This window comes from Sphingobium sp. R-21 (assembly GCF_049913335.1).
Lineage (GTDB): Bacteria > Pseudomonadota > Alphaproteobacteria > Sphingomonadales > Sphingomonadaceae > Sphingobium.
Map to the genome: position 1 here is coordinate 98617 of NZ_CP184374.1, position 22351 is coordinate 120967.

The 22351-nt window shown below is 60.5% G+C and carries 18 protein-coding genes; 10 read left to right on the top strand and 8 right to left on the bottom strand.

Annotated elements, in window-relative coordinates:
- Nucleotides 1-13: 13 nt before the first annotated feature.
- From ACN9MX_RS00410 to ACN9MX_RS00455, 10 genes are all read left to right on the top strand, one after another.
- Entirely contained in the window at nucleotides 14-2479 is a 2466-nt protein-coding gene (locus ACN9MX_RS00410) for a TonB-dependent receptor (protein WP_426387210.1), read from the top strand.
- A gap of 491 nt (nucleotides 2480-2970) precedes the next feature.
- Nucleotides 2971-3363: a RidA family protein gene (locus tag ACN9MX_RS00415; RefSeq protein WP_133655157.1), complete on the top strand. Its 393-nt coding sequence runs from the start codon at nucleotides 2971-2973 to the stop codon at nucleotides 3361-3363.
- 170 nt (nucleotides 3364-3533) lie between these two features.
- Nucleotides 3534-3914: a DoxX family protein gene (locus ACN9MX_RS00420; protein ID WP_166666496.1), complete on the top strand. Its 381-nt coding sequence runs from the start codon at nucleotides 3534-3536 to the stop codon at nucleotides 3912-3914.
- A 66-nt stretch (nucleotides 3915-3980) separates the two neighbouring features.
- Nucleotides 3981-5162 carry a cytochrome P450 gene (locus ACN9MX_RS00425; RefSeq protein WP_363736929.1) on the top strand — a complete coding sequence of 394 codons (1182 nt, stop codon included), beginning with the start codon at nucleotides 3981-3983 and terminating at the stop codon, nucleotides 5160-5162.
- Between the two features lie 111 nt (nucleotides 5163-5273).
- Nucleotides 5274-6773, top strand: coding sequence for a purine-cytosine permease family protein (locus tag ACN9MX_RS00430; protein ID WP_363829557.1), 1500 nt, complete (start codon nucleotides 5274-5276; stop codon nucleotides 6771-6773).
- A 61-nt stretch (nucleotides 6774-6834) separates the two neighbouring features.
- Nucleotides 6835-7614 carry a cyclase family protein gene (locus ACN9MX_RS00435; protein ID WP_133655153.1) on the top strand — a complete coding sequence of 260 codons (780 nt, stop codon included), beginning with the start codon at nucleotides 6835-6837 and terminating at the stop codon, nucleotides 7612-7614.
- 250 nt (nucleotides 7615-7864) lie between these two features.
- Nucleotides 7865-8746 carry an NAD(P)-dependent oxidoreductase gene (locus ACN9MX_RS00440; RefSeq protein WP_363830491.1) on the top strand — a complete coding sequence of 294 codons (882 nt, stop codon included), beginning with the start codon at nucleotides 7865-7867 and terminating at the stop codon, nucleotides 8744-8746.
- Nucleotides 8747-8796: 50 nt separating this feature from the next.
- On the top strand, nucleotides 8797-9909 hold the full coding sequence (locus ACN9MX_RS00445; RefSeq protein WP_426387211.1) for an NADH:flavin oxidoreductase/NADH oxidase: 1113 nt from the start codon (nucleotides 8797-8799) through the stop codon (nucleotides 9907-9909).
- 8 nt (nucleotides 9910-9917) lie between these two features.
- Nucleotides 9918-11033 (top strand): CobW family GTP-binding protein, encoded by a 1116-nt coding sequence (locus tag ACN9MX_RS00450; RefSeq protein WP_363828162.1) that lies wholly within the window; start codon nucleotides 9918-9920, stop codon nucleotides 11031-11033.
- 50 nt (nucleotides 11034-11083) lie between these two features.
- Entirely contained in the window at nucleotides 11084-11797 is a 714-nt protein-coding gene (locus ACN9MX_RS00455; protein WP_363828159.1) for a GntR family transcriptional regulator, read from the top strand.
- A gap of 215 nt (nucleotides 11798-12012) precedes the next feature.
- On the opposite strand, the gene ACN9MX_RS00460 is transcribed toward ACN9MX_RS00455, so the two are convergent.
- The 8 genes from ACN9MX_RS00460 to ACN9MX_RS00495 form a co-directional block, all read right to left on the bottom strand.
- On the bottom strand, nucleotides 12013-12813 hold the full coding sequence (locus ACN9MX_RS00460; protein WP_363828156.1) for a metal-dependent hydrolase: 801 nt from the start codon (nucleotides 12811-12813) through the stop codon (nucleotides 12013-12015).
- Between the two features lie 566 nt (nucleotides 12814-13379).
- Complete coding sequence (locus tag ACN9MX_RS00465) at nucleotides 13380-14036, bottom strand: helix-turn-helix domain-containing protein (protein WP_363828153.1); 657 nt, start codon at nucleotides 14034-14036, stop codon at nucleotides 13380-13382.
- Between the two features lie 53 nt (nucleotides 14037-14089).
- Nucleotides 14090-17245, bottom strand: a complete 3156-nt coding sequence (locus tag ACN9MX_RS00470) for a bifunctional cytochrome P450/NADPH--P450 reductase (RefSeq protein WP_363828150.1) — start codon at nucleotides 17243-17245, stop codon at nucleotides 14090-14092.
- Nucleotides 17246-17487: 242 nt separating this feature from the next.
- Complete coding sequence (locus ACN9MX_RS00475; RefSeq protein ID WP_363735794.1) at nucleotides 17488-18282, bottom strand: SDR family NAD(P)-dependent oxidoreductase; 795 nt, start codon at nucleotides 18280-18282, stop codon at nucleotides 17488-17490.
- 51 nt (nucleotides 18283-18333) lie between these two features.
- Nucleotides 18334-18975 carry a class II aldolase/adducin family protein gene (locus ACN9MX_RS00480; protein WP_363735793.1) on the bottom strand — a complete coding sequence of 214 codons (642 nt, stop codon included), beginning with the start codon at nucleotides 18973-18975 and terminating at the stop codon, nucleotides 18334-18336.
- Nucleotides 18972-19925, bottom strand: a complete 954-nt coding sequence (locus tag ACN9MX_RS00485; protein ID WP_363735792.1) for a carbohydrate kinase family protein — start codon at nucleotides 19923-19925, stop codon at nucleotides 18972-18974. The genes ACN9MX_RS00480 and ACN9MX_RS00485 overlap by 4 nt, the downstream gene beginning before the upstream one ends.
- A 13-nt stretch (nucleotides 19926-19938) precedes the next feature.
- Complete coding sequence (locus ACN9MX_RS00490) at nucleotides 19939-21222, bottom strand: aminotransferase class III-fold pyridoxal phosphate-dependent enzyme (RefSeq protein WP_363828147.1); 1284 nt, start codon at nucleotides 21220-21222, stop codon at nucleotides 19939-19941.
- A gap of 289 nt (nucleotides 21223-21511) precedes the next feature.
- Nucleotides 21512-22123: a TetR/AcrR family transcriptional regulator gene (locus tag ACN9MX_RS00495; protein WP_363828144.1), complete on the bottom strand. Its 612-nt coding sequence runs from the start codon at nucleotides 22121-22123 to the stop codon at nucleotides 21512-21514.
- Nucleotides 22124-22351: the final 228 nt, after the last annotated feature.

Here is a 22351-nt window from a genome sequence, read left to right on the forward strand (position 1 = left end):
AAGGGGAATAATAATGAGGAAAGATCTTGGAATCCGGGCAACCTTACTTTGTGCAGTTGCGGTTGGTGCGCTTGCCAGTCCTGCGCTGGCGCAGGATGCACCGGCCGCCTCTGCCGTGCAGGATCAATCAACTCACGCCGACAAGGGCGGCTCGGCCTTGTCGGGCGAGATCATCGTAACGGCGCAGCGTCGCGAGCAGAGCATCCAGAAGGTGGGCATCGCCATCACCGCCTTTTCCGGCGACCAGTTGCGCGCCCTCAATGTGACTGATTCTCCCCAGATCGCAGCGATTACGCCCGGCGTGCACATCGGCGGCGCGCTTGGCGGCCAGAACAGCCAGTACACGATCCGCGGCGTGACCCAGAATGACTTCAGCGACATCACCGAAGCGCCGAACGCGGTTTATCTCGACGATGGTTACATCGCGATCGGCCAGGGCCAGACTTTCGCCCTGTTCGACATCGACCGCGTCGAAGTGCTGAAGGGGCCGCAGGGTACGCTGTTCGGCCGCAACGCAACCGGCGGGCTTGTCCGCTACATCTCGCGCAAGCCCAATCTGGACAAGTTCGAAGGCTTTGTCGACGTCAATTACGGGATGTATGATTCTCCGGGATCGCCCGGCGCATTCCATGGTGAAGCGGCGATCAACGTGCCTATCAGCAGCACGTTGGCGACGCGCTTCGCTGTCATGTGGAACAAGGCGCAAGGATATGTGCGCAACCGTTATCCGCTCGACGCCGTCGGCGGGTCGCCGGGCCCCGGCGCGGGCGCCAATCTGGGCGACGACAACACGCTGGCCGGGCGTATGACCACCTTGTTCGAGCCCAATGACGGGGTACGGGTGCTACTCTCGGTGAATGGGGCAAGGACCATTCAGGCGACGTCCCCTTATCAATCAAAGCCTACGATTGGAGTTTTCAACGCTGGTGGAGAGCAGATCAACACGATCGACGCTTCGCCCACAGAGACTCGCGCCTCGATTGGCGCGAACGGTCAGGATTATGGATCGGACCTCAACAACGACGGCGTCTTTGGCGACAGTTTCGGTCGGGCGGCCGCTGGCGGAGATTTCTTCGGCTACAAGGATCCGGACGGCTCAGGGCCACTCACCTCGCAAGACTTTTCATTCCGTAAGGGAAATCACATCCGGACCTGGGGCGTCAACCTCAACGGCGAGTTCGACTTGAGCGACGGCGTCACGTTGGCGTCGGTGACTGACTACAAGCACTTCTTCAAGTTCAGCTTGTTGGATATCGAAGGCAGCCCGACTAACCTGGTTGGCGGTTATAATGGCGTTAGCGCTTACACGTTCAGCCAGGAAGTCCGGCTGACAGGAAAGAGCGACCTTGTCGACTGGACAGGCGGTCTTTACTATCTTCACATCACGAGCCGTTCGAACTCGGCGCTGAGGTTCCCGCCCGGCGGTGTTGCGTCGACGCCGGCACCTTTCGATGTTGGTGTCGACGCGAACCTGATAACCAATTCCTACTCGGCCTTCGGACAGTTGGATTGGCACATCGCCCCGCGGCTGACCTTGATCACGGGCGCGCGGATCATCCGCGAGCAGAAGAAATACGACTTCTTCCATGGTATCTGGCCCGTCCAGACCGCGCTGCAGCCTCAGAGCGGGACGCCGATCGTCATCGGCCCAGTATTTGGCCCGAATGGACCGATGCCTTACGCCGACAAGTCCGGCAAGACACTGTGGGCCGGCAAGGTCCAGCTCGATTTCCAGGTCAATCCGGACCTGCTCATCTATGCAGGCGTCAATCGTGGTGTGAAGGCGGGCAGCTACAACGCCACCAATCCAGGCGGTGCCTATCCGGTGCCTCTAAGCCTCATCCCCTATAAGCCGGAAATTCTTACCAATTACGAGGGCGGCTTCAAATATACGTTCCCCGATCAGGTAACGCGTTTCAATGCATCCGTGTACTATTATGATTACAAGGACTATCAGGCATTCCTCTTCGCGGGCGTCGGTGGCGTCGTCATCAATGCCGATGACAGAACCTACGGTGGCGAGGCCAGCCTCGCTACATCGCCTGTCAGGGGCCTCGATGTCGGTCTTTCCGTTTCCTATTTCGATGCGAAGGTGAAGGATGTGCCGCTTCGGGCAGGAGGTCCGATCGTGCGCGATGTCAAGCCGGTCTATGCGCCGCCACTGCAGGGCAATGCCTTTGTACGATATGAATGGCAGGCTTTCGGCGGCAAGCTGTCGGTCCAGAGTGACGCGAGCTATACCGACCCATTCTACTACAACCTCCGCAATTTCGACGGAGACAAGTTCGGCAGGGCGGTGATGGTCAATGCCGGGATCGGCTGGTCGAACGACAACTGGGAGCTGAACTTCCGTGTCAAGAACCTGACCAACGTGAACCCTGGGGTCGTGGGCTTCGACCTGGCGACCCTGTGCGGTTGCAACGCGGTCTCCTACAAGCCGCCCCGCTTCTTCCAGCTCGGTGCGCGGTACAATTTTTGATTACCTCATGCATATGGGGTCTCGCCTTAGTGTGTAGTTGACTTCGGCGAATGTCCCGGCCGGTTACCGGACCGGTCGGGACATGATGATGTGCCGGGATTAGCAAGGATATGCCATGGTGCACTCCCCGACTGACAGCTCTGATCCTGCCTCCGAATGGAAGGGTAGGGGGTTCGGGTTCCTCGGTCTGGGCCGCTGGATCATCGCGCCCTTGGCACCTGAAGCTGCTTTTGATCCGACTGAGTCAGATCGCCGCTTTAGATCTTTTAGTTACCGCGATTCCTTGAACGGCGATGGTTTCCCGCCCTGGAAACCCGTTGATCAGCCGCTCGCTGATCAACATATTGATTGCTATTCCAGAGATCGTTGGGGGCCGTTGCGGGGAGAGGGCAATTCACCTGGTCCCATTGTCAGGTGGCTAGAGGACGACCGCACGGCAACTAAACCCGATCTTCAATCCCAAACCCTTCATTTTGCAAAGGACGGATATCATGTTTGTAGTTAGAAATCCCCAGTCGATCGCCAACCCGGTGGGGCCATACAGCCATTCGGTCGAGATTCCGGCCGGAGCGCGCATCCTGTCGATTGCTGGACAGGCCGGCATCCGGCCCGATGGAACGCTGGCTGAGGGCTTCGAGGCGCAGCACGAGGAAATCTGGAAGAACGTTCTGGCCATTCTCGCCGAAGCGAACATGGGTCCGGAAAACCTGGTTCACCTCAACGTCTATTCGACCGATGCAAGCGCCATCCGCTTTGTCGGCCCGCACCGGAAGAAGTATCTGCCTGAAGGTTACCTGCCGACCTCGACCTGGGTTGTGGTGTCGGCGCTCGCCAATCCCAACTGGGTCGTAGAGATGGAAGCCATCGCGGCGAAGGTCGATTGATCGCTTTGCATTGCCCCTGGCCGCAAACATGCCGGTCGGGGGCAATGCAGGCATCGGAAGCAGGTGAAGCCTTGATGTTGCCAAGTTGAGGCTGTGCGCCGGAGAGCTTCTGGAGATCGAGAACATTGTTATTTTGATCCTGCTTTTGATGTCATGCCTGGGAGGGTATCGTGAACGCCATCGTTTTTCCGGATCTCACTGACGCCATAGTTCAGCTTCGCATTATATGCGGCCTCCTCTTCATTCCGCATATTATTGGGCAGTTTACCGTCAAGGACGCCGTCTTCGCATTTTTTGAGACCGCCGGGCTCAAGCCTGCATGGATCTTTGTGCGGACTGCGCTGGTCGTTCAGACGCTCGCGCTGCTCGGCATGGTGCTGGGGATCTATGTATTCTACGCGGCGTGGCTGGGCGGAATCTTCATGATCTGCGCGGGGCTGGCGGCGTTCAAAGTCTCCAAGGGGCGCTGGTTCTGGAACCTGGGCGGCTGCGAGTTCCACATGTTCTGGGGCTTGTGCTGCATCATCGTCGCGCTTCACAGCCCGGCATAAGGCGTGGAGGCGATCGCCGAGCCGGGCAGATCGTTGACACCCCTAAGTAATTCCCGGAGTAACGACATGGCATTCAATATTCCTGACGTGGACATCGATATCTACTCGGCGGAGGCGCTTGCCAATCCATACGAGAATTATCGTATTTTCCGGGACACGGCCCCGATCGTGCGCCTTCCCAAATACGACCTCTATCTCATGGCGCGGTTTGCGGATGTGCAGGGGGCGCTGAAGAACAACACCTTGTTCGCGTCCGGGGACGGCGTCGCGATGAACGACCTGATGAACAAGGCGATTGCGGGCAGCACGCTTCATACGGATGCGCCTTACCACAGCACCTTGCGCTCGATCGTCAGCCGGCCGCTTACCCCCGCCCGATTGACCGAGTTGCGTCAGGGACTTTACGATCTCGCCGAAAATCTGGTCGAGCGCCTGGTGGCCAAGGGCGATTTCGATGCCGCGAGCGAACTTGCGCCATATCTTCCGGTCACGGTGGTCTCCGAACTCGTCGGCCTGCCCGAGGAAGGGCGTGAACGGATGCTCATATGGGCCGGCGCGGTGTTCAACTCCTTGGGACCACGGGGTCTGGAACTGACGGAAACCGCGCTCCCGATAGTGGACGAAATGGTGACCTATGCCCGCGGTTGCACCGCCGATCGGGTGAAGCCGGGCAGTTGGGTCGCCAAACTCTACGAAGCGGTCGAGGCCGGCGAACTCAGGCCCGAGCAGGTCGGGCCGGTGATGGGCGACTATCTGGGGCCGAGCCTGGATACCACCATCCTTGCCACGGGCAGTGCGATCGCCCTGTTTGCCCAGAACCCCGATCAATGGGACAAACTGCGCGCGAACCCGACGCTGATCCCCAATGCGGTCAATGAAGCGATCCGGGTCGAAAGTCCGATACAGGGCTTTTCCCGCGTATTGACGGATGATTTTTCGGTGGAAGACCAGCGCCTTCACAAGGGTGCGCGAGTCCTGGTGATGTATGCGTCGGGCAATCGCGACGAACGGCGTTGGGAAGACCCCGAGCGGTTCGATATCACGCGTCGCGCGAACGAGCAGCTGGGCTTTGGCCACGGCATCCACATGTGCATGGGTGCCAATCTCGCCCGGATGGAAATCTCGGCGCTGCTCTCTGCCCTGATCCGCCGGGTCGAACGGTTCGACCTGCACGAGGCGGAGCGCATCTCGAACAATGTCCTGCGCGGTTACAAATCGCTCAAGCTGACCGCGCATGCCGCGCAGTGAAGGGGAAGCCGGCTGGCCATGTCTCGTGATCAGGATGACCAATAGCCTGTGGTTTCGTCCGCTAAGAGATATGCGATATGAAAGAGCAACCCTGCCCGAAGGAATGCGGCCATGAGTGACAACAGTCTCTCCGAAACCATCGAGGACCATGCCCTGGAACGGGTGCCCGACGATCAGCGTCAGGGATGGCTGGCATTGACGTGGAATACGGCGGGCGTGGTGGTTTCGCTGGTGCAGTTGTTCTTTGGCGCGCTGGTGACATTTGTCGCGGGGTTCCAGGCCGCACTTGTCGCGGGCCTGATCGTGATGCTGATTTGCTGGCCCCTGAGCTGGGCGAGTTCCCATGTCGCCTATCGTACTGGCCTCTCCAGCACGGTCATGTCGCGATATTTCGGGTTCGGCAAGAAAGGGTCGATAATATCCTCGATCATATATTCGTTCATGATCATCGGCTTTCTCGCTCTTGAGAATGCACTGCTGTATCGAGGATTTTTATTCTACTTCAAGCTTTCCGATACGTTGACCACGAAGATCCTGATCTATGGGTTGATGACGGTTCTCTGGATTGTCCTGACATCCTACGGGTTCAAGCTGATCGCCCGCGCATCGTCCATAACCCTCACTTTATCACTGGTGGTGCTGGCTTATATCACTTACCTCGTGGTCTCCAACGGCGACCGGTCGGTCGAAAGCCTTGTTTCGTTCGGTCCCCAGTTCTCCCACGATGTTCTCAAGGGCATGGGCGCCGATAGTCCCGCGGGCAGGTTCATCTTTGCGATAAATGTCCTGATCGGATCAGCGGGAGGGATGGCGATGTTCGGCGCGGACATCGGCAGATATGCCCGCCGATCGAAGGATGTCGGGATTTCAACGCTGATTGGTCTCCTGTCATTGGATATCCTGATGCTCTGGCTTGGCGGCATCATCATGTATGCTGGCGGCCCTGCACTTGTTGATTTCTACACGCAGACCGCCGGAATGACCCATGAGGCAGCGCAGAGAGCATCGCTCGAAAGCCCGGACAGCATTGTAGCGGCCTTCGTGGTGCTGGGAGGGGCGATGGGGGCGTGGCTCCTGGTTCTCGCGCAAGGCAAGACGCAGGTTTTGAACAACTACGCGGCTTCGCTTTCCCTTTCCAACCTGTTCGATGCACTTAATTTGCGAATGGGGCGGTTGACCTTTGTCGTCCTTGCAAACGTCATTGGGCTCCTGATGCTTTATGGAAGCATTCTCGAACTGATTGATTCCTGGGTGACGATATTGGGAGTGCTGGTGACGGCATTTGCCGGAATTGTCGTTGCTGACTATTATATTGTGAAAACATTGCTCGGAAGAGAGCCGAAGGCTGTTCAGGAAGAGCCGGAGAATGTGAATTGGGCAGGGGTCGTGACATTGCTCGTCTCCGCCTTCATGGCCCACTATGTCCTCGCGAGCATCTTGCCGATCCAGGCGATAACGACCCTCATCATCTCGATCCTGCTCTATCCGCTGTTGCGCACAACCGTCCTGAAGCCGACGGGGAGGGGGTCTGGCCACCTTCCCGAGGCCATTGATGATCCGGTTACTATTTTGGACGGCGCCCCCGCAGCGTCTCCAAGCCAGGTCTCCTGACGACCTCGAAGCTGATTGAGAAAAGCTGTACAGATCGACCGAATATCAAGGGAGAATATCCATGTCATTACTGAACCAATTGGCTACGGCTCTCTCAAGCGGGTCGGTGGAGATCATCGACCTCACCCATACGCTGGAGGAGCGCACACCGATCTTCAAACTGCCTGACCAGTTCGCCCAGCAAATTCAGGTTTTCCGACTGGAGGAAATCTCCCGCTTCGATGAGCGCGGGCCGGACTGGTACTGGAACAATATTCACTGTGGTGAACATACCGGGACGCACTTCGACGCGCCGGTGCACTGGATTTCTGGCCGGCATTACGAAGATGGCGCGACCGACACGATTCCGGTCAGGAAGTTCATGGCTCCCGCCTGCGTGATCGACGTTTCCGAGCGCGCGGGGGAGGACGAAGAATTTGTAACCACCATGGACGACATTGAGAAATGGGAAGCCGAACATGGCCGTATTCCCGCCGGTTCTTGGGCCCTCATCCGTACGGGATGGTCATCCCGCAATTATACCGATCGGTTTCTCAATATGCGCGAGGATGGCGGTCACTGGCCGGGCAACCACCCCGATGTTGCAAAATTCCTGGCGCATGAGCGCGATGTTATCGGCATCGGTACCGAACCTGTTGGAACGGATGCTGGTCAGGGCGCCACCTTTTCCCAGCCGAATCCTTGCCATCACTACATGCATGGAAGCAATAAATTTGGCCTGTCGAGCCTTGCAAACCTGCATCTCCTGCCTCCCACTGGCTCAATGCTGATCACGCCGCCGCTCAAGATCAAGGACGGTTCGGGCAGTCCTTTGCGCGTATTGGCGTTGGTCGAGCGTTAAGCCGCACCATGCAAGCGGCCGCCGGCAGTTCTGGCGGCTGCCGGCTGGATCTATGCCAGGTTTGCATGAGACAGCCTTGGTGCATCGCCTGATATGATGGTGCATTGATCAGAATTCGTGCGCCCTCCGGCCTACTGTCATGGACATCATGCGCAAGGACTGGTCGACGAGCTTGGTCATCGCATGACGGCGGTTGTCGGTTATTACGGCTCGCATTGATGGACGGGCGCGGTGGACACGGAGTTTTGTAATGAAGGTAGTTTTCATAGGTCTTGGACGCATGGGGCAGGCGATGGCCCGGCGGCTGCTGGATGCGGGCCATGACCTTGTGGTGTGGAACCGCACGCCGGATCGGCTGCGCGAACTGCTTGACCTGGGTGCGACGCAGGCCGATTCGATCGCGCAGGCCGCCGCGCTTGGCGCGCCTGTCATCACCATGCTCGCCAATGACGAAGCCCTGGCACAGGTCGCCCAGGGCCCCGGCGGCCTGATCGAGAGCCTGCCGCCCGGCGGCCTGCACATCGCGATGGGAACCCACCGCAGCGACACGATCCGCAACCTGACCGCCGCGCATGCGAAGGCCGGCCAGATTCTCGTCGCAGCGCCCGTGCTGGGCCGGCCTACCGCCGTGGCGGCCGGGCAGCTCGGCATCATCGCGGCTGGACCCGCCGACGCCGTCGCGCACGCGCAACCGCTGTTCGACGCCATCGGCAGGCGGACTTTCGCCGCCGGGTCCGATCCCGCCACCGCCTCGCTGCTCAAGCTCACCAACAATATGGTGCTGGCCTGCGCGATCGAGGTCATGGGCGAGGCGTTCAGCCTGGTCGAGAAGTCCGGGGCCGATCCCGAAGCGATGCGCGATATTCTGATCGAGGGTCTGTTTTCCGGTCCGGCCTATAGCGGCTATTCGCGCGCGATCCTGGATCGCAGCTGGGATAATGTCGGCTTCACCGCAACCCTTGCCCTCAAGGATGTCGATCTCGCCCTCGCCACGGGCGCTGCCAATGACGTTCCCCTGCCCAGCGCCGAGGTCTGCCGCGAGCGACTGGTGCGCGCGATCGCCGATGGCGATGCCGAGCGGGACTGGATCGTCATGGCCCTCGCCCAGGCCCGCGCCAGCGGACTTGCCTGATTTTCAACCCAATCCTATCTGCTCAACCATCAAGAGAAAGCCTTCAACCCATGACCAGCAAGCTCTTTTCGCCGATTACGCTGCGCGAACTCACCCTCTCCAACCGCATCGTGGTCTCGCCCATGTGCCAGTATAATTCCAACGAGGGCTCTGCCAATGACTGGCATCTGGCCCATCTGGGCGGTTTGTCGATGGGCGCCGCGGGCCTGGTCATGGTCGAAATGACGAACGTCGCGCTGGACGGCCGGATCTCGCCGCGCTGCGCTACCCTGTGTTCGGACGAGAATGAGGCCGCGCTGAAGCGGGTCGTGGATTTCTGCCGCACCTATGGCGTTGCAAAGATGGGGATCCAGATCGGGCACGCCGGGCGCAAGGGATCGCAGCAGCCGCCGGCACTGGGCGGCAAGGCATTGACCGCAGAGGAAGGCGCCTGGGAAACGGTCGGACCATCGGCCATCCCGTTCGGTGACTTTCCGGCGCCCCGCGCACTGACCAGGGCCGAGATGCTCGACCTGATCGAAGCCCACCGCCAGGCCGTCGCGCGCGCCGAACGGATCGGTTTCGACCTGATCGAGATGCATGGCGGACATGGCTACCTCATCCACCAGTTCCTCTCGCCGCTCGCCAACCAGCGCACCGACGAGTTCGGCGGGTCGCTGGAAAACCGCATGCGCTTCCCGCTCGAGGTGTTCAAGGCGATGCGGGCGGAATGGCCCGCGCACAAGCCGATGGGCATTCGCGTGTCGGCGACCGACTGGGTCGAGGGCGGCTTCAACCCCGACGAGGCGGTCGAGTTCGCCAAGGCGCTCAAGGCGCTCGGATGCGACTTCATCGACGTCACCACCGGCGGGCTCGATCACCGTCAGCAAATTCCGCTGGCGGCCGGCTACCAGGTGCCGTTCGGCGAACGGATCCGCAAGGAAGCGGATATCCCGACCATGTCGGTCGGCCTCATCGGTGGCAGCGCCCAGCAGGCTGAAGAGATCATCGCCTCCGGCAAGGCCGATTTCGTGATGATCGGCCGCGACGCGCTCTACGACCCTCGCTGGGCATGGCACGCGGCCGAGGAACTCGGCGCGACGACCGACTATGCGCCCAAATACGGCATGGCCAGGCCCGCGCTTCGCCCGCAGCTGTATCCCAACCACCGCGCACCTGCCTGAGCGCGCGCATGCTGACTCCCAAACAGGATATGAGGACGCCGGTCACAGTGCTGACCGGCTTTCTCGGCAGCGGAAAGACCACATTGCTCAATCGCGCCCTGCGCGATCCGGCGATGACGCACACCGCCGTGATCATAAACGAGTTTGGAGAGATCGGGATCGATCACGCCCTCACCACGGCGAGCGACGATACGATCATGGTGCTGGAAAATGGCTGCCTGTGCTGCACGGTCTTTGGCGACCTCATCCAGACCCTCAACCGGCTCTATCATGCCCGTGAGGCCGGCGAGGTCGATTTCAACCATGTCGTCATCGAAACCTCCGGCCTGGCCGAGGCGGGCCCCATCCTCCAGGCTTTCCTGTCCGAACCCACGCTTGAGGGGCTCTTCCGGATGGGCGCGGTCGTTGCGACCGTCGATGCGGTGAACGCGGAGGCAACCCTGGCGGATCATCCCGTTTCCGTGCGGCAGGTCGCGCTGGCGGACAGCATTCTCCTGACCAAGACGGACCTGCTGGAACCTGCGGAGCGGGCAGCGCGCAAGGCGGCGCTGATCGCCCGCCTGGGCCAGATCAACCGCACCGCTCCTGTGCTGGAAAGCGATGACCTGGCGGCCGATCCGGTGGGCGTGATGCGCAAGCTGATGGCCGATCCGAGAGAGGATCCACAAGCCGCGAAGAGCTGGATGGAGGCCGCCCTTGGCGCGGCTCCCACCCATGAAGCGGCGGATGCGGAGCATGGCCATGAAGCGCATGCGCATGACAGTGGCATCGCGTCGTTCAACCTGATCCGGGACGAGCCGCTCCCGCGCGAGGCTCTGAACCTGCTGCTGACGTCCCTGGAAAAGCATCTCGGCGCCAATCTGCTCCGGGTGAAGGGGCTGGTGAATGTCAGGGAGGAACCCGGCCAGCCCGCCGTCATCCAGGGCGCGCAGCATCTGCTGCACAACCTGACCTGGCTTCCCGAATGGCCCGACGAGGATCAGCGCACGCGCATCGTCTTCATCACCCAGGATCTGCCCGCCGGCGAACTGGAAGAAATGGTGACATTGCTCGATCGCGTCGCACACCGAACCGCCCTCGCACGCATGAACGCAGGCGGAGCAGAACCCGCAAGGCCCATCTGAATATGTCTCATGCTGTTTTCCGGCTTCCTTCCAGAAGAGAAGATGATCGAATGCCTTTGAAAGGCAAATTTGCCCTTTCTGCAGTGGACACCATCGCCACGCCGGAGGGGGCTGGCGAGCGGCAAACGGCGACGTTGACCCAGTCCGTCTATGCGCAGTTGCGCGCCGACATTCTCAGCGGGCGGATGCGTCCTGGCGAGAAGATCCGTGCCGAAGCCCTGCGCAAGCGGTTCAACACGGCCAGCAGCCCGGTTCGGGAAGCGCTCAACCGGCTTCTTTCAGAAGGCTTCGTCGCGCTCGAGGAGCAGAAGGGCTTTCGTGTCGCGCCGGTGAGCGCCGAGGAACTGAAGGAACTCGTCAAGACGCGCTGCTGGATCGATGGCCTGGCCATTCGTGAATCGATCGATCGGTTCGACCTGGCATGGGAGGAGAATCTCATACTCGCGCTCCATCATCTGTCGCGAACCCATCGCGGGGAGACGGGCCAGGGCGAAAGTTCCGAATGGGAAAGCCGGCACAAGGACTTCCACCTTGCCCTCATCGGCGGGTGCGGCAGCCGGTGGATCAAGCGGATCAGCGGCCAGTTGTTCGACGCCGCGGAACGCTACCGTCTTCTCGCGCTGGAGCAGGTCCTGGAGCGCAATGAGCTGCAGGAACATCGCGATCTGGTCGATGCATGCATCAATCGCGACGCCGATCGCGCGATCACCTTGCTCCAGCATCACTACGCCCAGACCTTCGAAGCGATTACGAACAAGCCCTAAGTCGCGGATCAGACCGAAAGCAAAACAGACGAAAACCTGTCCAAAATGGCGGGACCACCTCACATGCTCTGCTCGCCGATACATTGACGCGGCGGGGTGGATTGTCGTTGCGCAAATCGAACCCGAAGCTCTCCAACGGCACAATAGTGCATGATCGGTCGATCGATACATCCTGTCCTCTCCGGAGAGGCGCGCGCAAGGTCAGCCCCTGGCAATCATGTATGCGCCAGACCGTCAGCCGCAATCGCGCGGTTCAGGATGACAACGTCGTCAATGTGATCGGGATGGAAGTCGCTGCGGAAAAAGGCCCAGTAGTGGCGCCAATTGCCACGGATCAGCCCGCCCTTGCCAAACAGGAACCTTGCAGCCTGCACCAATGTCCGACCCAGGGGAGGGCGATCGCGCCGATACATGTGCCACAGGCTGCGCGTCTGGAAACGTACCAGGAACTCGAAGCTCATCAAAACCATGGCCTTTCGCAGCATTGCGTGGGTGCCGCCCGCAGCCAGATAGACATCGAAGGCCACACTCTTGTGCTCGATCTCTTCGATCGCATGCCAACGCCACATTTTGGCTATCCCGGCATCGGCGCCGTCAAGCCAGTTTGTCCGGCCAAGAATGCCGCCCGCGATCGTTGCGGTCAGATGCTCATATGCGACAGTCGTCGCCAGCCAGAACAGTGGGTCGAGATCTTGCAATTCCTCGGAATCGCTCCGGATCGCAGCTTCCAGCCAGTCAAGGCTATAACCCCGCGCGACGCACAATTCTTCGTTGAAGTGCTGATGCTCTCGGCGGTGGACATATTCCTGCGCCATGAAACCCCGCACCGCAGCCTTCAGGGCTGGGCTTGTCGCTGCCTTCTCGTTGGCGCGAACGCTGTCGATGAACGACTTCTCGCCATAGGGAAACAGGATCGACATCGCATTGAAGAAGGCGGTGCGGAACCAGTCCGACCCATTCCAGTCGGAGCTCAGGGCGGAATCAAGCGGGAATCGAATATCGCGAGGCTTAATCATGGGAACACCAGACCGTTGAACAGAATATAGTAGCTATCACTACTATTCTTAATTGTCAAGGCACCAGTCGGAGCGCTTCTCCTACGCCTTCCAATCCACACTCCGGACCCGGCGCTGCATCCGTGGCGCCAGGACATGGCGGGCTGAAGGTCGATCAGGCGTGCCGGATAAAGGAGTTGGAGCCTGGCGATGCCCGGCTGGAGCGGCTTGTCGCGGCCCTCGCGCCGAACAAGGCAATTCTGCAGGGGGCGTCGAAGCTGGCAGATTATTCGCGTACGGCAATCACACCGCCGCATCGACGAACAATATCGCTGCGGCCCGCGCGAAGCGCTTGTCGGGGCGCATATGAGTATCGTCGCCAAAGGTCGTGTTACCCTGACGCACCTCCTTGCCCGCCGCCCTTCAGCTTCACCTTCACGCCGTTCGCTCGATTTTGGGAATGTTGCGCCTCGGTCGATGATAACGGACACAGTTTCGCTGGAGCAGACACCCGGTGCATTTGAAGGATAGAGGGCCAGGCCCCATCATGCTGATCGCACCCTGCTGTTGACGAGCGCCGGACTGGTTTACGCCTCTCCCTGCGCCAGCCCCCGGATCGCCGCTGAAAGGAAAAGCCGCAACGCGGCGAGTTGAGCGCCCTGCTGCGGTTCGGAACATTCCATCGCGAACATCAGATTGATTGCAACCGTTTCAAGAATCACGATCGCCAGAGCTTCCGCCACCTGTCCAGACACGCCCGGATCAAGAGCAGTCAGAAAGGGAGCGAGATTGCGGGCATTTTCGATCGTGTCGGCGCGGTCGAGCAGGCGCAGTTCCGGGTTGGAACGAAGCGCATTCCAAATCGCGGGCGCGGCCTTTGCCTCGGCCAGATAGGCCGCCAGATCGGAAACGATATGCCCCGCGAGCGATTGGATGCCGATGTTTGATTTTACCAGCTCCTCTCCTGTGGAAAGGCGATGCTCGACCAGGGCGCCCAGACGCGCCAACTGCCGGGTGGCCAGTTCCCGAACCATTGCCGGCGCCGACGGGAAATAATGATAGACTGATGCAATGGGCAGACCAGCGCGCCTGCCCACCTCTCGCATCGACAGCCCGTCAAGCCCGGCCTCTGCGATCATCTCCTCTGCTGCGTCCAGCAGGGCCTGTTGCCTTTGCCGGCTACGTTCCTGTTTCAATGCCGACCGTGGTGCGACACGGTCGGCCAGATTATCCTGTTCCATCATGCCTTGTCCTGATCCTTCCCTTCGTCTTGTCGCCGTTCTTCCTTCCGGGAAATTCAGGCAAAGGCATCCACGGCATAACGTCCCTCGTCAACCAGAAGGCGATAGGCTTGCTCCGGATCCCTATCGAGCGCCCGGCCAGCAATTTCAACGATCAGCCTCTCAACCTCAGGCACCAGCGTCATGGCGTCTCCACAAACATAGATATGGGCGCCTCTGCCAATCAGCGTGGCAATATCCGCTGCGTCCGAAACCAGACGGCCTTGCACATAACGGTGGCCGTCCTGGGGTGCGCGGGAGAATGCAGGGCGCACGTCAACCACAGAATCGGCTTGCCATGCGGCGAACTCATCACGGTAGAGCCAGTCCTTGTCTGGGTGGCGACAGCCGAAGAAGAGCAGCGCCGGCCCGGTGGTTTCCCCGGCACCACGCCGCAGCGCCCGTTCCTCCACAAAGCCACGGAACGGCGCGATGCCACTTCCCGCTGCGATCATGATGATCGGCGTGGCCGGGTCCTCAGGTAACCGGAAATGGCGCGGCCCCGGGTGCAGAGCGACTGCCAACTGCGCACCATCCTCCAGACGCGCCAGGAAATTGGATGCAACGCCGAGATGACGGCCTTTGCCCGATCGAGCCGGGGCATCGACGATCGATACCGTCAGCGCGCATCGTCCGGCGTCAGCGAGCGGGGACGAGGCGATGGAATAGCGGCGGGGCGCCATGGGCGGCAGGACTGCAAGCAGGGCTGCCAGATCAACGCTGCAGGACGGCAGGCTTTCCAGAAGCGACAATGTTCCCAGCCGGCATTCGGTGACTTCCCGTTCGAAAACGGCCGGGTCCAGCATGGCCTGTGCCCGCGCGCGTTCGGGGGGACATTGGGTTGACTGCGCAAAGAGACGAAGCTGCGGCATCGTCGCGGGCTGTTCCAGTTCCACAAAATCCGATAGCAGTTCCCGCACGCTGACCGCTTCGCTGGCGGGCAAAGGCAGGGTCAGCCCCGCATCGTCACGAACGACCAGGCGCATGTCCGGGTCCAGTCCGAGCCGGTGCAACGCCCTGTTCACTGTCTCCACGGGGTTGCTTGCCAACACCGACAAATGATCGCCCGGCTGGTAGCTCAGCCCTGGCGGCAGGGCGATCTCGAAATGTCGCTTGTCGCTGGCGGCCTCCAGCATTCCCCCCCGTGTCAGCGGAACATTGCGCAGGCACTTGCCGGGCCGGAAACCGCCCAGCGAACGCCCCCGCAACGGGGGCAGCATTTCGATTGTCGGCTCCACAGACCGCAGGCATTCCCCGCCACCAAAGGCTTCGGCAAGGGCAGGCCATAATCCTGCCATCCACGCTTCCGCCGCTTCCACGAAATTGCCCGCGGCATCCGCGACTCCGCGTTCGACAAGACGGCTTGCGCCTGCCCTTTCCAACGCGTCATCGACCCGTGAGGGGATCGCCTGATAGGTACGCGCCCATTGCCTGTTGCCACAGCCCAATACCGCGAAGCGCCCACCCGTCAGCATGCCCGGCTCCAGCTGATCGAGCCATGCAACGAACTGCCTGGCATTGTCGGGCGGCAATCCTTCATAAGATGCCGTCACGATCACGACAGCGCCATCCTTGGGCAGGTCGGCGACCGCTTCATCCATCGCGGCCAGACGGGGCCGGTAGCCGCGCGCTGCGCCATCAGTCACGATCTGACGGGCGAAGGCCAGGCTCGATCCGGAATTGCTTCCATATAATATCAGCAGCGGTGTATCCGTCCCGTCCGCACCGAGATATTGCCGCGCCTGGGCAGCGGTGCTGGTTTCGGAGGGCGTTCGCAGCACGGGCACGATGCCTGGGGGCTGGCGCCGGCGCGCGCGGATGCGCAATCCTTCCGGCTTCATGGTTAGCGTTTCTGCGACCTTGAGCCGATAATCCGGATCGGCGCGGCTTATGTCGAACCGCTGCAACATCATCGACAGGACCAGCAGGGCTTCCTGCATCGCGAAACCGCGGCCGATGCAGGCGCGCTGCCCATTGCCGAAAGGCTTCCAGCTATTGGGCGGCAGGCGTTCTGCCATACCATCCGCAAAGCGTTCCGGCCGGAACAGCGCCGCATCCTCTCCCCATATTGCCGGATCGCGGTGCAGCGCGGGCAGCAATATCAGCAGTTCATCTCCCGGCTTGAGCGGATAGAGACCGGCGAGCATGGTGGGCGCATGCGGTGTGACGGCGAATGCGGGTGCCGTGGGCCACAGGCGCAGCGATTCCATCAATATCTGCTCGATGAACTTCAAATCCGCCAGATCATCGAGATTTGGATCACGATCACCCAGAACGGAATCCACCAGTTGCTGCGCTTTTTCCAGAATATCCGGATTTTCCAGCAGCAAATGGGTTGCGAACGACAGAAGGCCGCTGGTCGTTTCATGCCCTGCGATCAGAAAGGTCACAAGCTGGTGGCGGATATTTTCATCAGCCAAGCGTCCACCGGTCACCGGATCGATACCGGTCAACATCGAATCCAGCAGATCGCCGCGCTGCCCGACCCGACCTTCTTTCCGCCGCGTGGCCATCAGCGCATCCGCCATGTCGTGCATCACAGCAATATCGCGTTCGAACTGGCGGCGTTTGCCGAGCATGGCGCGGGTAACGAATTCCGGGCGGCGATCCCGCGCGGAAGCCTCCAGCAGCGTATCGACCATCGCGTCGATGAATGGATGCATGTCTTCCCGATAGAAGCTGTTGAACCGGACATCGAACGCGCACAAGGCCAGCGTATCGAGCGTCAGCCGCGTCATCGCGTCAGCAACGTCGATTTCCGCATCCTGTCCAAAACGCTCCCAACGATCGAACATCTGGTGCGCGATGTCGAGCATCTTGCCCACCATATCCCTGATCCCCAGCGGACCGAAGGCTGGCATCAGGATGCGATGCGCGAGTGCCCAATTGGGTTCATCGCCATAAGCCGTGAACAGGCCGTCGCCTACTGCGGGACGAAGGCTGACAAGGGCACTGTGCACATGCTTGCCGAAGCGGCTCTCGTCGCACAGTTCATTCACATATTTCTGGGCGCTGACGACGATAGTAGATTGGCCCAGCACGGATAGTCGGAAAATCGGACCATGCTTGGCGCAAAGTTGCGTCAGGCTTTGCAATGGCGTCTGGCCATCCAGTTCGAAAAGATGCCCGACAAAAGGAAAGCTGGGCGGTGAAGGTAGGGGATTTGATGCCATGAAAGCGAACCTTTCCGATCAATGATCGAGTTTATATATCGATCATTGATCGGCTTTTCAAGCCTGCAAGGAATTTGTAATTCCCTTGGGATCATATGAACTCGGCCGGCAGGGGCCGAACCGCGTCCCATGAGCCGCCACGGGCGCAACATCGCTGCGCCCGTGGCAAGAATTGCAATGCCTGGGTGACTGAATTCAGGGATGCGCAGCCTGACGTGACCGTGCGGTCCGGATGCTGGACGCTATTTCCCGTCGGCTAGTGCCGGAAGCTCGCGCGCCAGAATCCGGTCCCGGACCCGGACCGGCAGCATCAGGGCCAACCGGGTAAGCGCGGCAGTGCGCCAGGGGAACGGATAATGGATATGTCCCTTCCTGATCGCATGTAGAATGTGATCGACAGCCTTCTCTTCGGAGATTTCCATGGGGGAGGGCATGCCATCGCCGACGGTCGCTTCGGTCGCGACAAATCCCGGATAGACGGTTAGAAAGCGGATGCCATATTGGGCGAATTCGATGCGGCAAGTATCGATCAGAAGCTTTGCGCCGCCTTTCGCTGCTGAATATGGCCCTTGCAACGGAACGCCGATCAGTCCGGCCAGCGAATTGGTGTGTACGACCAGACCGCCCATTTGCGTGCGCATCTGATCCAGAACGGGAAAGAGGTAGTTGACGACTACATCATAGTTGGACCGCATGTAGGCTTTGACCTCGGCGGCATTCATCCGCCGCATGTCAATCGCGGGGGCGCCCCCAGCATTGAGCACGACCACGTCGATCCGGCCAAAACGGGACACGACGTCACGCACAACCTGGGCGGCGGCCTCTTCATCCTGCGCATCGGCCGGGAAGACGGCGCATGTGCCGCCGCCTGCAGTGATTTCCTGCACTAGCGTTTCGAGTTTTCCAGCGCGGCGCGCGGTGGCGGCCACCAGGGCTTTCTCTGCTGCGATCCGCCTCGCAAAGATTCGACCCATGCCCGACGACGCGCCGACGATCAGGACCACCTTACCGGCGAAAAACTGCCGCAGATCAGTCATGGGTCACTCCTGAAGACAGTATTGCAGCGAACATGCTCCGACCACGGACGTTCAACGTTGGCCGTATCGGGAAAAGGCGTCCAATATTCTGTCCATTTCATCCTGTTCCAGGAGGACAGGGCCGCCAATGGCCAGTGTGCCCCAATATATGGCTGCCTGTTCCTCAATCTCTTCCGCTATCGCGAAGGCGTAAGACAGGTTCGGACCGACGGCGATCAGCCCATGATTGGCCATCAGGCAGGCCCGCCGCCCATCCAGAGCGGTCACCACATTTTTCGCCAGATCGTCGCTGCCGAAAGTGGCATAGGGAGCAACCGGCACGGATGCCTTTCCACCCACCGCCACCATATAGTGTAACGGCGGTATCTCTCGTCCGGCGCAAGCCAGGATGGTCGAGTGGCGGGCGTGACAATGGACAACGGCTTGGGCGTCAGGCCGCCTTTCATAGACGCCCATATGCATGCGCCATTCGCTCGACGGACGCGGTCCTTCGGGTGCAGTCCATCCGTCTTCCCTGACAAATGTGATGGTGTCAGGCGTCAGTTCATCCGGGACGACACCGGAGGGTGTGACCAGCATGCCATCCCGCCAGCGCGCCGACACATTACCCGAAGTGCCGCGATTGAGGCCTCGCGCGTCCATTTTCCGCATCACCGCGACGATAGTCTTGCGCAGTTCCAGTTCTTTGCTCACGCTGCAATCCCCTGCCGCAATGGTGCTGTCCGGGCGAAATCCCATGTCGTATCGAAGCCTTGCAACGCGCCAGTGGTCCCGACCGCCTGCGCCACTTGCGCCGCGGTTGCACTGGCAAAACGGAGGCAATCCTCAAGCGGCAAGTCCCGGCCGCGGGCGGCGTGAAAGCCGGCGCAAAAGGAATCTCCGCAACTGGTCGTATCGACAGGAACGATATTGAACCCGGGCACCGCGATCTTCTGTTCCCTGGTAATCAGCAAGGCGCCTTGCGCCCCCATCTTGAACACGCACCCTCCGGCACCGAGATTCATGAAAAAGGCTGCTGCCTCGTTCGGATCTTCGGTGCCGGCAAGATAGCTGATCTCCGAAAGGCTCGGCATGAACAGATCGACAAAGGGTAGTAATCGGGCAAGATCCTGCATCGACTCTTCGGACGGTACGATCAGATCACATGTGATGAACGCCCCTGCCGTCCGTGCCGCTCGTAGAAAATCTGCTCCGCTGTCCTTTACGCCAGGGAAGCCCACTGCCCCCCAATGAACGCCCTTTGCCTGATTGGCCGCTGCCCATGCGCCGGCCGGGATGTCGGCCATGACGCTGGCGCCTATCATGTGGAAAATGGGTCGCGCGCCATCGGACCGGACCGGCAGGACGGTCGTCGATGTCGGCATTGCATCACTGGTTTCCAGCATGGCCGTGTCGACGCCGCCTTCTTCCAGCATGGAGCGGACAATGCGGCCCTGCGGATCAGATCCCACAGCAGACACGATGGTGGCGGACAATCCCAGTTTTGCCGCGACATAGGCTGTCCCGGCGGCCGTCCCTGCTGGTGCAAGGCAGATACGCTCCACCAACTGTCCGCCGTCCGGTTCGGGCAAGGCGTCAACGGGATAGACCGTCACGTCCAGGGTCGTCAGGCCGACCGCCATCAGGTCACAGCGGTTCGTCATGTCCTCTCTCCCCTCACGCCGCCTCTGCGCCTTCGGTCTCGGCCATCGCCATCAATAGGGGATGTGGCTGAAGCGAGGACAGGCGTGACGCGATGACGGCAAATGCTTCGTCGGCGACGGCAACGGTCATGGCGATATCCGCCTCCGTCATGGCAGCGCACAGGAACATATTATGCCAGGGGTGCATGTAGACACCCCGCTTCAGCATTTCTTCCGTCCAGGCATAGCCGATGCGGCAATCCGGATCATTGGCGAACATGATAAGCGGCATCTGGACCGGACCGGTCTGCCGCAAGGTGAAACCGTGACGAGCTGCAACGGCATCCAGCCCTTCGCGCAACTGCGTGCCCAGCTTTATCCCCTGTTCGAGATAGTCGCTGTCCCGGATGAGCTTCAGCGTCTCCAGCGCAGCCGCCATGGGTACCGCCGAGAACCAGAACGATCCGGTAACGTAGATGGAACCCGCACCCTCACGGCAGCGGTCGGACCCAAGAAGCGCGGAGATTGGAAGACCGTTTGCGAGCGATTTTCCCCAGCAACTGAGGTCCGGCTTGACGTCCACCAGTGCCCAGCTGCAATCGCGGGCCAGCCGGAATCCCGCACGCACTTCATCGATGATCAGCATGGCGCCCGTCGCATCGCAAAGTTCCCTGGCGCGGTGCGCATAAGCCCGGTCCGGCAATTCCTGATCCGCGAACACGTCATGCTTGAACGGTGAGGCAAAGATCGCAGCCAGATCATCGCCAGCAGCCTCCACCGCCGCGTTCAGGCTTTCGACATCGTTGTAGATATAGCTGCGGTGGAACGCGCGATCCTCAGGCAGTGTCCCAGCGGGGACCGGCGTACACCAGGGCGCGGCTCCATGATAGGCACCCTGCGCGACCAGCACGATCCTTTTACCCGTCTGCGCGCGCGCCGACATCATGGCCATGGTGGTTGCGTCAGTGCCGTTCTTGCAGAACATGGCCCAGTCAGCATGGCTGACCATCGACACCATCGTTTCGGCCAGTTCCACCATTAGGGGCGACGGTCCGGTCAGCGTATCGCCCCGGGACATCTGATCGATCGCCACATCATTGATGCACTTGAGGCCGTAGCCGAACAGGCTTGGGCCATAGGCACACATGAAATCCAGATAACGGTTTCCATCCTCGTCCCAGATATAGGCCCCCTCGGCACGCTCAAAAAATTGCGGGAAGCTTTCCGGCAGAAGCCGGGTCGACTCATGCCCGTACATTCCGTTGGGAATCACTTTCAACGCGCGCGCTTTCAGCGCCTGATCTGCCTGTCGCTTCATGAGCCAAGTCTCCTGTTCATCGTTGCCGGTAAACAGCGCGACATCCCATCTGTTGTCAAGAAAAAAATAATGATGACTATCTTTTGTGCCGCCCAGTGTCGCTTTCCCAGCGGCTGGGGCCAGTTGTTGCAGCGTCAGACGACAAGGCGCATGGCCGTGCGGCGCCACAGACTGACGTCGTGGAAGGTTTCGGGGTCAAAGGGAGTAGTCGACAGGCATGGCTGGCCGGGCCGAATATAGTGGCCCGGTTGCGCCGACAATCATGGCGTTCCGGCAGTAATGATCTTCCTTAATTCTCGCCGATAAGGTCGCGATAATAAAGGGCCATCATTCGTGCGACCTCTGTTGCGACATGCCCTTCCAGTGCCGGATTATCGATCATCAACTCATTCGCGGCGGTCGTCAGACTGGTGCTCAAAACGGTCGCAGCCCGTAGTCTCTCTTCGTCCAGGTCGGGACGGACGGGCCGCAGCCGTTGATATAGGGCGTCGGCAACGGCATCGATCGATTCGGCCCGCACTTCGCGCAGGATCGGAACGGCGCGCATCACCCGGAGAATCCACGCGCCGCCCGGTTGATCCTGCGCGATTTTCCTGACACGGCGCAGCAACTCGACATTGCGTTGCACATCCTCTTCCAGGGTGGTCGGGCGCTCGGCATTGCCCGCCGCCAGCCATTCGAACACGACTTCATCCTCGGCCGCGAGCAGCCGTCGCCCCATTTCCCGCAATATGGCGTATTTGTTGGGGAAATAGCGATAGAGTGCGGGCGGCGTCAGCCCGGCCCTTTGCGCCACCATGTTGGTCGATAGCCGTTCGATCCCGACTTCTCCCAGCAGTTCGCCGGTTACTTCAAGGATCAGTTCGAATGTCGCCTTCGCGCGATCCTGCGAAGGTTCCATTTTCGTATTCAGGGATATCTGGTCGGCCGCGCTCTTCCCGGCGGGAGATTTTCCTTTCGACGCTCTTGGCGCTTTCGGCTTCTCTCTGGTCATAAACGTCCCCGAATCACCTTTCTAATCTAACCTACGTTACCCCTTTGCGACGTCGTCACCCTCGTTCTCGACGGGGGCTCCCCCCGGCCTGGTCGCGCTTTTTCGGCACGTTACTGGCACAGGTAATCGCCGGAG

Coding starts and splice junctions, on each gene's coding strand:
- ACN9MX_RS00410 (WP_426387210.1), top strand. CDS start 14: ATGAGGAAAGATCTTGGAATCCGGGCAACCTTACTTTGTGCAGTTGCG.
- ACN9MX_RS00415 (WP_133655157.1), top strand. CDS start 2,971: ATGTTTGTAGTTAGAAATCCCCAGTCGATCGCCAACCCGGTGGGGCCA.
- ACN9MX_RS00425 (WP_363736929.1), top strand. CDS start 3,981: ATGGCATTCAATATTCCTGACGTGGACATCGATATCTACTCGGCGGAG.
- ACN9MX_RS00430 (WP_363829557.1), top strand. CDS start 5,274: ATGAGTGACAACAGTCTCTCCGAAACCATCGAGGACCATGCCCTGGAA.
- ACN9MX_RS00435 (WP_133655153.1), top strand. CDS start 6,835: ATGTCATTACTGAACCAATTGGCTACGGCTCTCTCAAGCGGGTCGGTG.
- ACN9MX_RS00440 (WP_363830491.1), top strand. CDS start 7,865: ATGAAGGTAGTTTTCATAGGTCTTGGACGCATGGGGCAGGCGATGGCC.
- ACN9MX_RS00445 (WP_426387211.1), top strand. CDS start 8,797: ATGACCAGCAAGCTCTTTTCGCCGATTACGCTGCGCGAACTCACCCTC.
- ACN9MX_RS00450 (WP_363828162.1), top strand. CDS start 9,918: ATGCTGACTCCCAAACAGGATATGAGGACGCCGGTCACAGTGCTGACC.
- ACN9MX_RS00455 (WP_363828159.1), top strand. CDS start 11,084: ATGCCTTTGAAAGGCAAATTTGCCCTTTCTGCAGTGGACACCATCGCC.
- ACN9MX_RS00460 (WP_363828156.1), bottom strand. CDS start 12,813: ATGATTAAGCCTCGCGATATTCGATTCCCGCTTGATTCCGCCCTGAGC.
- ACN9MX_RS00465 (WP_363828153.1), bottom strand. CDS start 14,036: ATGATGGAACAGGATAATCTGGCCGACCGTGTCGCACCACGGTCGGCA.
- ACN9MX_RS00470 (WP_363828150.1), bottom strand. CDS start 17,245: ATGGCATCAAATCCCCTACCTTCACCGCCCAGCTTTCCTTTTGTCGGG.
- ACN9MX_RS00475 (WP_363735794.1), bottom strand. CDS start 18,282: ATGACTGATCTGCGGCAGTTTTTCGCCGGTAAGGTGGTCCTGATCGTC.
- ACN9MX_RS00485 (WP_363735792.1), bottom strand. CDS start 19,925: ATGACGAACCGCTGTGACCTGATGGCGGTCGGCCTGACGACCCTGGAC.
- ACN9MX_RS00490 (WP_363828147.1), bottom strand. CDS start 21,222: ATGAAGCGACAGGCAGATCAGGCGCTGAAAGCGCGCGCGTTGAAAGTG.
- ACN9MX_RS00495 (WP_363828144.1), bottom strand. CDS start 22,123: ATGGAACCTTCGCAGGATCGCGCGAAGGCGACATTCGAACTGATCCTT.